The sequence below is a fragment of the Stieleria neptunia genome, assembly GCF_007754155.1.
GTDB classification, from domain to species: Bacteria; Planctomycetota; Planctomycetia; order Pirellulales; family Pirellulaceae; genus Stieleria; species Stieleria neptunia.
The window spans coordinates 10,450,536-10,461,851 of the sequence record NZ_CP037423.1 but is presented as its reverse complement, the minus strand read 5'-3'; the positions used below and the strand labels follow the sequence as shown (position 1 = coordinate 10,461,851).

The following is an 11,316-nucleotide window of genomic DNA, read 5'->3' as shown; positions in this document are numbered from 1 at the left end:
CCTTTTCGCTGAATTGTTCATGGATTCGGACGACCCGAACCCTCCATTCTCCCCGGTATACCGCCAGGGCCCCGATGGCTGCAAGACAAAGTCGACGGATCCGATCGGGCGGGGGGCACCCCGATTGGTGGTGATGGGTCCGCTTCTGAGACGCGGGTGCCGTCGAATTGACACCGCTTTGCGATCGTTGCGAGACCCGCTTTGGGGCGGCAAACGCCGTGATTTCTGCGTCGAGTGCCCTCGTCGCGACGTCTCGGCACGCGCAATGCACGGCTGGGTGGCAGCCGTGAACACCGATCGGGGAGAGCTTCAAGTGAATCGAACAGGCAGTCTTTGGACGACCGCAATTGCCGGTCTTTTTTTCATCTTCCTCGCGCCGCGCGGGGTCGAGGCTGGGGGCAACACGCCGATTTATGCCGCGGCCAGCGATTACCGTGAAGCGGTGCGCGACTTTGAACGCGTGGTGTTGCGGACGCCCAAAATTCGCAGCAGCGTCGAGCGGCTGGTCGATGATCTGGAAGACAGCACCAGTGACTTGAAATCGGCGGCCCGCGATCCGGCGCGTTTCGATCGACTGGTCGGTCGCTTCGTCACGACCGATGCCTTGCATGCCCGGGTGGAATTGACGTTTTTTGGCGATCCCCTTTATCCGCCCGAACCGCAACTGGAAGAGAGTTGGTTGGCGGTCTATGAAGCCTACGGGCGGTTGGTTTATGAGATTCGCTACCTGCAACAGCTGCGCAGCGCCAAGCGCGGGCATCCGGTCGCCATTGTCGACCATCGATTTGATCCACAACCGGCGGCCACCTGGGGGCCCGGTGTCGGGGCGGCGACCCCCGGGGATCGCTACACGGCGCCGGGGCTTGGCCTAGGAACCCGCGGGCCAACGGTGTACGGACCCAGCGTCAGCGGGCCCAGCGTCTACGGGCCACGCGTCAGCGGACCGTCGGTGACACGGGGTGGTGCCCAGTTGGAGCGTTCGCCCCGCACGTCGTCGCCGACGCGCCGCATCATCACGACCCCGGACGAGCTTCGTTCGGCGATCCTCGGCGCGCTGTTGCAGCGTCAGCGCTGAGAGAGGGGGGACGACGTGTTGCGGCCGGTGAAGGTGAACGCCATCGGCAAACGGAATCCTTGAACCGCCGGATCGGGCATTGGGGTACCAGGGCTGGGGGGGTGATGAAATTTTTCCCCTTTTTCAAAAAGCCCCCCACTTGGGACTCGACTTGGGTTTCCTGATTTACTAGCCTTGTGGAGGGTGCTGAGCACGGCTCGCACCAAGCGTCTGGGATGTTTTGCCCCAATGTCCCAGGCGCGTTTTTTATGCGCCGCACTCGCGGCGGGAACGCATCACGGCCGGTCCGCCATCGCTTTGCCCCGCGGGCATGCTTGAACGGTTGTTGCGACGGCTGGGAGAAAGCGTTGGCGTTGCCAAGCGTTTGAAAAAAGAAATTGAAAATCGGCGGAATCTTTGGCGGGAACCGCGCGGTTCTCTTGATCCACTGTGAGCCTGTCCAGCGAATCAGACTCGGGACCAGATCGTCCGAATGATTTGGGGGGCTACTCGTGGTTTGGAGGGGCAGCTGGACAGGTGTTTTTTTGCACAGGTATGGGCGCGGTTGTGACGGGGCATTCTTACTTACGTAGTAAGTAGTTCACGACCGCGCCTGCCTGTCGCAACGATGCCCACTGCAATGGGGAGTGATGGTTGAGTTTGGGGCGTTGGCGGTTATGGTTTTACCATCCGTTCCGCAATCAACACCCGGCGATAGATCAAGTCGTGAGTCAAGCGTCTCCCAACCCGATCGAGTTCACTCCGACCGACAAGTCACTTGTCGTGATGGTGAGGGATGGCGACGAGGGTGCTGCCGAGGCGTTGTACGATCGTTATGCGCGGCGCGTGTTCGGGCTGGTGCGTTCCAAACTCGGCACACGTTTGAGCGCGATGACCGAGCCGGAAGACATCGTTCAGTCGGTGTTCAAGAGCATGTTTCGCGGGATGCAGTCGGGCAACTATGACGCGCCGCCGGGAACGACGCTGTGGAATTTATTGGCGGTGATTGCCGTCCGAAAGCTCAGCAACAAGGCCAGCCATCATTCTGCCAAGCGGCGTGACGCGAGTCGCAATGTGCCGCTGGACGTGGAGCTAGACGGAGTGGGGCCGGCCATCGACATGGCTTCGGCCGAGTTTTTTCAGGTTTGCATTCAAGAGTCGCTCGAGATGCTTCGTCCGCTGCACCGCACGATCCTGTCGTTGCGGATCCAGGGTCACAGCATCGACGAGATTCGCGACCTGACCGGCAGGAGTCGCCGCACGGTCGAGCGGAGCCTGCAGAAGAGTCGCGAGTTGTTGGCGGAATCGCTGCTGGATGAATCGTAGGGCGGTCCGGCGCCGTCGGCGGTGGCATCGCTCCGTCGAGCCGGAAAAGGGTTCAGGTACCAAAAACAAATGGCCCGCAGGGTGCTTCGCATTTTGGGTACCTGACCCCTGTTCTGCGGCACCCAAAGTTTAAACGTTGACGAAGCGCCCGCAGGCTTCGATGCCGGTGGGCGGATGTCGATGGGGGCCGTCGATCGGAATTCCCTTTTACACGCGGCATCTTTTTTTGCTAATTCTGTGGCGGGGTTCACGGCCCTTCGTTGCTCCTCATTGAAACGATTTAATCGGTCGTAACATCACGACCGATTCAAAACTTTGACACGCCTAGGTTCATAACCGGATGATCAATCGAGGCACTTTCGATCGACTTGAAGACGCGATCGATCATTTTGAGGAAACGTGGTCACTGCAGTCGCAATCAAAAATCGAAGAGCTGCTCGCGGACCATGGGCTGAGCGACGATGAGGAAGCGATTGTCGAATTGATTCGCATCGACATTGAACTGCGCTATGAGCGCGGCTTGTCGATCGAACTCGGTGACTACTTGGATCGGTTCACGATCTTGCAAGAACGCCCACAGCGGGTCGCGGAAATCGCGTTCGAGGACTATCGCTCGCGTGCCGCCAAGGGGCACCCCGTCTCGGTGATGCGTTGGCGGGGGCTGCCCGGGGTCAACCGGGAGAGTTGGTTCCAGGAACTGATGCGGGAGGCGTCGGTCCATCAGACGCGTGCACGCACTGCCAGGTTGAAGGACGATCCGACACCCGATGCGGCGTTTGAATTCGCCTTGGCCGAAGCCGGGTTTCAGTTGGTCCAGAAGATCGGGGAGGGCGCGTTCAGCTGTGTCTATTTGGCCACTCAAGTGGAACTGGCCGATCGATTTGTCGTATTGAAAATCGTGACGGAGACGTTGGCCGAGCCGGAGTACATGGCGTTGCTCCAACATACCAACATCGTTCCGATCTACTCCTTTCATCAGATCCTGTCACGATCGGTGATCTGCATGCCTTATGCGGGGCGGGTGACGCTGCATGAATTTTTGAAGGACAAGACCGTTGTTTCCGAGCGTGGCGGCCAAAGTCTGATCCGGACCGTTCGGGAACGTATCGGCAAAACGACGATCAAAAGCGAGGACGGCACCGGCGGTGGCTCCGACGTCCAGCCGGCGCCCCTGGTTCCTGCCGCGGAGGACAAGGCCGGGATTCGGCCGCTGGAAGCGTTTCGCTCATTGGACTGCGAGGCGTTGGCGATTTGTTTGTTTCAACGCTTGGCCGGAGCATTGGCCCACGCCCATGCCCGGGGGGTGTTGCACAACGATCTCAAGCCCAGCAACGTGCTGATCCGCAACGACGGTGAACCGGCGTTGCTGGATTTCAACCTTTCCCAAACGCTGGGGCAAAAGAACCTGCGGCACGCCGGGGGAACCCTGCCGTACATGTCGCCGGAAACCTACCGCGCGATGATGGGACATCAGACACAGCCAGGTGCCGCGTCGGATGTCTATGGACTGGGCGTGATGCTGTTCGAATTTGTCACCGGTCGGCTGCCGTATCCGACACCCGCGTCGATCGCGTCGATCGATCTGGATACTGCGATCGAAGCCAGGCGTTCGCGTCCGAACTGGCAAGCCACCGACGGCGTCCATCCGGGGATGCGGGCGATCGTCGATCGATGCTTGCAGTTTGAACCGCAGCAGCGGTATGCCAGCGCCGATGATTTGCAAGCCGATTTGCAGCGTGAACAAGAAAATATGGGGCTGCTTCACGCGGCCGAACCGCAGTCATGGAAGGTCAAAAAATGGACGCGGCGTCACCCCCGCGCGATCGCGTCCGGATTGGTCGCGACGGTATTGATCGCCATCCTGGTGCCGCTTTCCTACCTGACGGTGGCGTCTCTTGAAGACAACCGCTCGTTGCGGTCACAGGTTGCCTTTGAAGCGTTTTCGGAGGAATCAGCCGAGTTTCTGTCTTCAGTGATGGCCGATCCGAACCGTCAGAAAGCGTCCAACGTCCACCGGGGCGTGGCGCTGCTGGAGGAATACGACGCGTTGGACCCCGAGGTGATGGAGCGTTGGGTCTCGCAGCTCGGTCACGACCAGCAACAACTCGCCCGCGAAACATTTTTCCGTCACATCGCCCACGTCGCGATCTTGGAGACCCAGCGACTCGCCCAGTTGCGACGATCCGACCCCGAGGCGTCGCAGGACTTGACGCGACTGGATCGTTTGATCGAAGCGGCCAAGGCGGTGGAACACGACCGGCCGACCCGGGCGCGTTTGTTTCTCGAAGCCGAGCGGGCTCGCCTGGCCGGCAACGACGAGCGGTACCAGGTGTTGGATCAGATCGCGGCGGACACCCCGGCGCAAACCGATTCACAATTGTATCTCGAAGCGGTGCGACGGCTGGCCGATCACGATCACCACGCAGCAAGCGACCTGCTGGCCGCGTTGGCCGATCGGAACAGCGTGCCGCCCGCGTTGCGATGGACGATGCTCGGCCGTGCCCAATTCGCCGCCGGACGCGTCGAAGACGCCAAACTTTCCTTCACGCAATCGATCGAACGCGCGCCGGAGTCGGCAAAACTGCGTGAACTCAGGGGCCGTTGTCACTTCGATCTGCGTGAAGACGCCAGCGCCGAGCGAGACTATCGCAAAGCGATCGAGCTGGATCCGGAAAGCGTCGGGGGGTGGTCGCAACTGGGGTTGTTGCACTACGCGAATCAGCGCTACGAACAGGCGCTGGACTGCTTCAACCGCTCATTGGAATTGGCGCCCGGTCGAATTTGGACGCTGCTGAAGCGTTCCAAAACCTACCGTGCCCTCGGTGAACATGACTCGGCCGATGCCGATTATCTGGCCGCGATGTCCGTCCCGTGTGATGATCCCAATGAGCTGTCTTATCGCGCCGGTGCGCGATTCAAAACCGAACCCGACGCCGCGCTCGCCGATCTCAGGGCGGCCTGCGAATTGGACCCCGACCGACCCGCCTTGCAGCGTGAACTCGCACAAGTCCTGGCCGTCGGGCTGGGACGACACGAAGAGGCGATCGAGGCTTACGGCAAAGTGCTCCAGATGCAACCCAACAATGAGGTTGCCAGGATCGACCGGGCGCTGTCTCTGATTCGACTCGGCCGAACGCAGGAGGCGTTGGCCGACACGAAGGTCGCGATGGAAGAACCGAACTCCGGGAGAACGCTCTATCAGGCGGCCTGCGTGCACGCCTTGATCGGCAAAGACGTCAACAAACGAAGGGCGGTCACGCTGCTGGCAAAAGCGATCGCGCAAGGATACCAGCCAGCCTCCGTCGGACGCGACCAGGACCTTGCTTCGATCCGTGATCGCGAAGAATTTCGCGTCATCGAACGGTTTTTGGAAACGTCTCGACGTGAACGACGCGGTCAGCCCTTGGCCCGTCAAGACACACACGAGCCTTCCGAGCTCGAGACTTATTGATTCACAGCTCTTTGCAACTTCTAGGATTTTATTGACATGAAACGTGTCACTCGCGGCCGAAACGTGTCCGCCGCCTCTCTGCAAACCCTCGAAGACCGCCGCATGCTGGCCGTCTTTGGAAATGTTTGGCCCAACCAACGCGATCTGACCATCAGCTTTCCCTCTGACGGCGTCCAGATCGGTAGCCAACAAAATGACGTCAACGCACTGCTGGACACCATCGCCCAGCGTGACCAATGGCAGGAACTGGCGCTCCGCGCCTATCAAACGTGGGCGGTGTACGCCGACATCAACGTCGGCTTGCGCAACGATTACAACAATGCCTTCGGGGCGCCGGGACTGCTCGTCGGCGATCCACGCTTTGGCGAATTTCGGATCGGTGCCTTTCCGCAAGAAGGTCTGGTCGCCAATTCGGTTCCCTTTCAAGCCGTCGCCGGAACCTACTCGGGTGACTTGGTGCTCAATTCAAATGAGCAATTCACCTTTCACGACTGGGCGGACAACCAGGGCCCCGACCCGACGACGCTTGCCGAGGGTGATCGTGACCTGTTTAGCCTGTTGTTGCACGAAACCGGAAACACGCTCGGGCTGGACGACAACTTGCTGGATTGGTCCGTCATGTTCCGGCAATACACCGTGCCCAAGGGGGTCTTGTCCGCCGAGGACATTGAGGCGATCACGGCGTTGTACGGACAGCGCAGTGACCCCTACGAGCAACTCGACAACGGCAGCCTGTACGTCGCGTCGCTGATCCCGACGCCGGTCGGTCTGGATCCGCAGACCGAAGTGATCCGATCACGCGGCAGTCTGTCGGCGGGCAACGATGTCGATTACTACAAGATCGTTCCGATCACCGGAGCGGATTCGGTGACCCTGCGCGTCCGCGCCTCCGGCGTCAGCCTGTTGCAGTCACGCCTGGAAGTGATCAATGCCTACGGACAGGTGATCGATCAAACCGACGCCGTTTCCGTGTTCGAAAACGACAACGAATTGACGATCACGGGAATCGCCAACCAGGGCGAACTTTACCTGCGTGTCTCCGCGGTCGATTCGAGTGACGTCTATGCCGTGGGTGACTATTGGGTCGAAGTCGACTATCGGGGCGAATCGGAACGCGCCGGCGATCTTCATCCGGGCGCCTACGATTCGGGGCCGGACACCTTGTTCGCCCATTTCGATCTGACCGACGACGAATTCGGTCTGGACGACCATCTGACCGGTGCGATGGAACCGGTTCCGAGTGAAACGCTCGAAACCAAGCGTTATGAAATCCAGTCGTCGGTTTCATCGGCGGCGGACGTGGACTACATCAAAATCACCGCTCCCGAGACCATCGAGGGACGCCTGGTGGTGCATGTCGCCGGCGTCGGAGCGGTCCGGCCTGACGTGCGATTGAATGTGGTCGATGCCCAGGGGCAATCGGTCGGGGCGTCCGCCAGACTGCACGCCGACGGGACCTTCACCGTCGAAGTCGCCCAGCCCCAGGCGTCGCAGGATTACTTTGTCAAAGTCAGCGTCGATCCCAACTCGACCGTCGACGCCGGAAACTACGTCGCGATCGCCGAATTCGAATCGCCGCAAGCACAGATGAACGATCTGGCCGGCGGCGAATTGACGGGCGAGTCGGACAAGTTCATTCGTTGGACGGCGGGCAAGACCCGGCTCTATCGATTCGATTTGAACGCCGCCAGCGCGGACGCCGACCAGGCCGTCCGGTTGACCGTCTACGATGCCCACACCCGAGAAATCAAAATGGTGGCGGTGGCACATGCCGGCATCACCCGCACCACACTGGCTTGGTTGCAGCAGGGCGAATACATCCTTCGTTTCACGGCCATTTCGACCGGGACCGCGCCCGTCACCCAGGTCAGTTTTGCGCTCGCCGCCGACGGCATTTCCGATGATCAAGACGAAGACTGGGTCGATCCGGCAGATGACCCGAATTATGACCCCTATTACTACCACAGTGGAGAGTACGACGAAGGGTACTACGAATCTGGGTCAGAGTACTACTACTACGAGTACTATCCCTACTATCCCTACTACGGACCCTGATCACACCGTCAACGCGACCGCTATGTATCTCAACACCCTGTCACAATCCCGTCCCACGATGGAAGTCGCCCCCGACGTTCTCGATGCGTTGCTGGAGTCGGTCTGCAACCGCGCCGGGAAATCGGTGCGGCAGTCCAATCAAGTGTTCATTCAACGATCGCGACAACGGCTTTCCCGCAACGCGTTTGACATCCAAGCGCTGCATGTCGTGGCGGCCTCGTCGTTGGTCCATCAGCAACCGGCAAAGACGTTGGAACTGTTGGAACGCGACGGCGAAGCGTTCGCGCGGGATGCCGTCGGCAATCGGCTCGCCGGTTATGCCTGGTTGGTCCGTCAAGACACCGGTCGGGCGAGACATTCGTTCGACCAGGCGGTGCGTTTGGATCCGAACCAGCCCGATTGCTGGAAATGGTTGGGCCAGATCGCCGAATGCGACGATCAATACGAGCAAGCCGCGGAGTACTACGAGCGAGGCGTATTGTTTGATGACGGAGGCCATGACTCGGCGCTGGCGCTTTCGCGTTTACACGCCCGCCAACGTCAACTCAAGGACGCGATCCACACCTTGCGCGTCTCGCTGATACGCGATCGCCGTTCGCCAAAACTGAATTTCGCCCTCGCGCGTCTGTTGGACCGACGGGCGATCGTGTTGGGGCGGAAACGAAAGTTTCTGATCCAGCAGAGGCTGCGGCAGGAGGCCTTGGAGTGCTATCGAGTCGTCAACGCGTCCGCACCCACCAGCCAAAGCTTGTTGATGCAAGGACGCCTGCAACAACAGCTCTTGGACCATTCGGCCGCCAGGGTCTCGTTCCAAAAAGCCGTGGAGCTGGACCCGACGTCGGCCAAAGCGTTCAGTCATTTGGCGAGCGCCAACGTCGATTTCGGAGACATCGAAATCGCGTTGGGACAATTCGAACAATCGATCCGGCTGGATCCCCAACGGGCCGAAGCCCATTTCCGTTACGCACGCGCCAAACGCTTTCAACCCGGCGGTCCGACACGAGGTTATCTGGACCAATTGGAACAGCTGCTCTGCGAAGCCGGTGAGGCGAGACAAAAACAGGTTTACCTGAACTTTGCGATCGCCAAGGTGTACGACGACATCGGCGATTACGATCGGGCTTGGCAGCATTACGATCGGGCGAATCGACTGAAGTCGCTGCCGTCGAAACGGCCCGGTAAGACGCCGCCGCGGACGCCGTCGGTGCCGCCGACACCGCCAACGTCGCCGACGGACGAAGCTTGGTTTGAATCGCTGGCCGTGCATGCGACACAACACTACACCGCGGATTTTTTTCGTTCCATGCGTGGGGCGGGCCATCCGAGTCGAACGCCGATCTTCATCGTCGGGATGCCGCGTTCGGGCACCACGCTGACCGAACAGATCCTCAGCAGCCATCCCGAGATCGCCGGTGCGGGGGAATTGAATCACATCAATCAAATTCGCCAGGAGATGTCGCGGTTGCATGCCCCCGCGGTGGACCATCAGGCGGCGTGGAGTCGTTACCCGGAGTTGTTGGGGGCGATGGATCCGAGTGAGTTAAATCAACACGCCGCGCGGTATCTGGAACAACTGGATCGATTCCGCACGCGGGAGCGACATGTGACCGACAAGATGCCGACCAATTTCATGCATCTCGGGTTGATCGCAACGCTGTTTCCCGGTGCGACCGTGATTCATTGCCGGCGCAATCCGATGGACGTTTTCGTGTCGTGTTATTGCCAGAACCTGAATGCCCCGTTTTGCGACCTGGACCAACTGGTTCATTATCATCGCAACTACCGGCGGTTGATGGCGCATTGGGAACGTGTCTTGCCGATCAAGATTCACACCAACGACTACGAGTCACTGGTCGCGGATCCGGAGACCCAGACCCGCGATTTGATCCGTCATTGTGGATTGCCGTGGGACGACGCCTGTCTGCAATTTCATTCCAACGATCGGGCCGTGCACACGCCCAGCAAGTGGCAGGTTCGTCAACCGATGTATCGGTCATCGGTGGAAAAATGGCGTCGCTTTGAAAAGCATTTGGCGCCGATCGCCGACAAGGTGTTTGCCCAGATCGCCGCGGAAGTAGCGTAAGCTTCGCCGCTTGCAACGGCACCGTCCAGCTGAGGAGCGATGCGAAACGCGCCGAATCCTAATGATCTCGTCGATCGGGTGTGATGCGGTCAGTGGACCGTTGTACGACGTCCTTTCTAGGTCGTCGGGGCGAGCCCGACGGACGACGGCCCGGAAGGGCCGTCGTACTCGAAAAACCGGTTGTCCAGCTGAGGAGCGATGCGAAACGCGCCGAATTCTAATGATTTCGTCGATCGGGTGTGATGCGGTCAGTGGACCGTTGTACGACGTCCTTTCTAGGTCGTCGGGGCGAGCCCGACGGACGACGGCCCGGAAGGGCCGTCGTACTCGAAAAACCGGTCGTCCAAAGCTGGACGATCCGTTGGGCCGCCCACTGTCGTTGCGTGGCAGCCTAAGTTGAAAGGGACGCAGCACTACGCCCGTTTGCGAGCGGTGACGCGGTGGAAGTGCAATTGGACTTCGCGATCGACGACGCGTCGGACACCTTCGGCCAGGCACGCCGGTTCGTTTTCTTTTTCGCCGCGGGCGATGATGGTTTCCAGATTGGTGCCCGGATCGACGCTGAAGGTGCGTTGATTGATCGTCTGGTTCCCCGCGTCGAGTTCGGGAATGATGAAATGGCAGGTCGCGCCATAGGTCAACATGCGGGCGGCAAAGGCATCATGGTAGGGGCGAAATCCGGGAAAGCCCGGCAGCAGCCCGTGATGCAGATTGATGATGCGGCCACCGGCGAATTGCCAGCAGGTGCTCGGCGGCAGCACGCGCATGTAGCGAGCCAGGATCACATAGTCGACGTCGTATTGGTCCAGCAGCCGGATCATTTCGGCATCGTCGGCTTTCCCGGTCTCGTCTCCGATGCGGTGATAGGGAACGTCAAATTCCTGGGCCAGCGGAGCGAGTTTCTTGCGGTTGGACAGGATCACGGAGGCTTCGGCGGCGATCCGCCCGTCACGAATCGATTCCAGGATCGCCCGCGGGGTGTGTTCGACGTAGGTGCAGCAGATCGCCAGGCGGGGCGTTTTTCGACGGTCCGGGCTCCAGACCCGAATCGCCAATCCGGTGTGGTCGCCAATTTGTCGCATGGCCGACTGCAGCGTCTCGAAATGTTCCCGATCGATGGAAATCCGGCACAACATCGCGAACAACTGTTCTTCGTCGTGGTCATACATCTGGATTTCGGTGATCCGTGCCCCCTGGCCGGTGACATAGTGAATGATCGGATCGGCCAGCCCGACATTGTCAGGCCCGAGTGCAGTGATGACGACTTCCATTAAACTGATTCCTCTGATATCCACATTGTCGCTCGAAAACCACTTTTGTTCCATCCCAGCCCGGAAGCCGTGAACG

The 11,316-nt window shown here is 60.0% G+C and carries 6 protein-coding genes; 5 read left to right on the top strand and 1 reads right to left on the bottom strand.

The features are described 5' to 3' along the window. The first annotated feature begins 313 nt into the window (after positions 1–313). From Enr13x_RS39270 to Enr13x_RS35965, 5 genes are all read left to right on the top strand, one after another. On the top strand, positions 314–1,075 hold the full coding sequence (locus tag Enr13x_RS39270; protein ID WP_231743989.1) for a hypothetical protein: 762 nt from the start codon (positions 314–316) through the stop codon (positions 1,073–1,075). A 705-nt stretch (positions 1,076–1,780) separates the two neighbouring features. Next, a complete protein-coding gene (locus Enr13x_RS35980; RefSeq protein WP_145391752.1) occupies positions 1,781–2,380 on the top strand; it encodes an RNA polymerase sigma factor in 600 nt (199 codons plus the stop codon). 340 nt (positions 2,381–2,720) lie between these two features. After that, positions 2,721–5,831 carry a protein kinase domain-containing protein gene (locus Enr13x_RS35975; protein ID WP_145391751.1) on the top strand — a complete coding sequence of 1,037 codons (3,111 nt, stop codon included), beginning with the start codon at positions 2,721–2,723 and terminating at the stop codon, positions 5,829–5,831. 36 nt (positions 5,832–5,867) lie between these two features. Next, a complete protein-coding gene (locus Enr13x_RS35970) occupies positions 5,868–7,886 on the top strand; it encodes a matrixin family metalloprotease (protein WP_145391750.1) in 2,019 nt (672 codons plus the stop codon). 22 nt (positions 7,887–7,908) lie between these two features. Further along, on the top strand, positions 7,909–9,969 hold the full coding sequence (locus Enr13x_RS35965) for a tetratricopeptide repeat-containing sulfotransferase family protein (RefSeq protein ID WP_197455627.1): 2,061 nt from the start codon (positions 7,909–7,911) through the stop codon (positions 9,967–9,969). Positions 9,970–10,382: 413 nt separating this feature from the next. On the opposite strand, the gene Enr13x_RS35960 is transcribed toward Enr13x_RS35965, so the two are convergent. Next, positions 10,383–11,240, bottom strand: coding sequence for a formyltetrahydrofolate deformylase (locus Enr13x_RS35960; protein WP_145391748.1), 858 nt, complete (start codon positions 11,238–11,240; stop codon positions 10,383–10,385). Between the last annotated feature and the right edge of the window lie 76 nt (positions 11,241–11,316).

Coding starts and splice junctions, on each gene's coding strand:
- Enr13x_RS35960 (WP_145391748.1), bottom strand. CDS start 11,240: ATGGAAGTCGTCATCACTGCACTCGGGCCTGACAATGTCGGGCTGGCC.
- Enr13x_RS35965 (WP_197455627.1), top strand. CDS start 7,909: ATGTATCTCAACACCCTGTCACAATCCCGTCCCACGATGGAAGTCGCC.
- Enr13x_RS35970 (WP_145391750.1), top strand. CDS start 5,868: ATGAAACGTGTCACTCGCGGCCGAAACGTGTCCGCCGCCTCTCTGCAA.
- Enr13x_RS35975 (WP_145391751.1), top strand. CDS start 2,721: ATGATCAATCGAGGCACTTTCGATCGACTTGAAGACGCGATCGATCAT.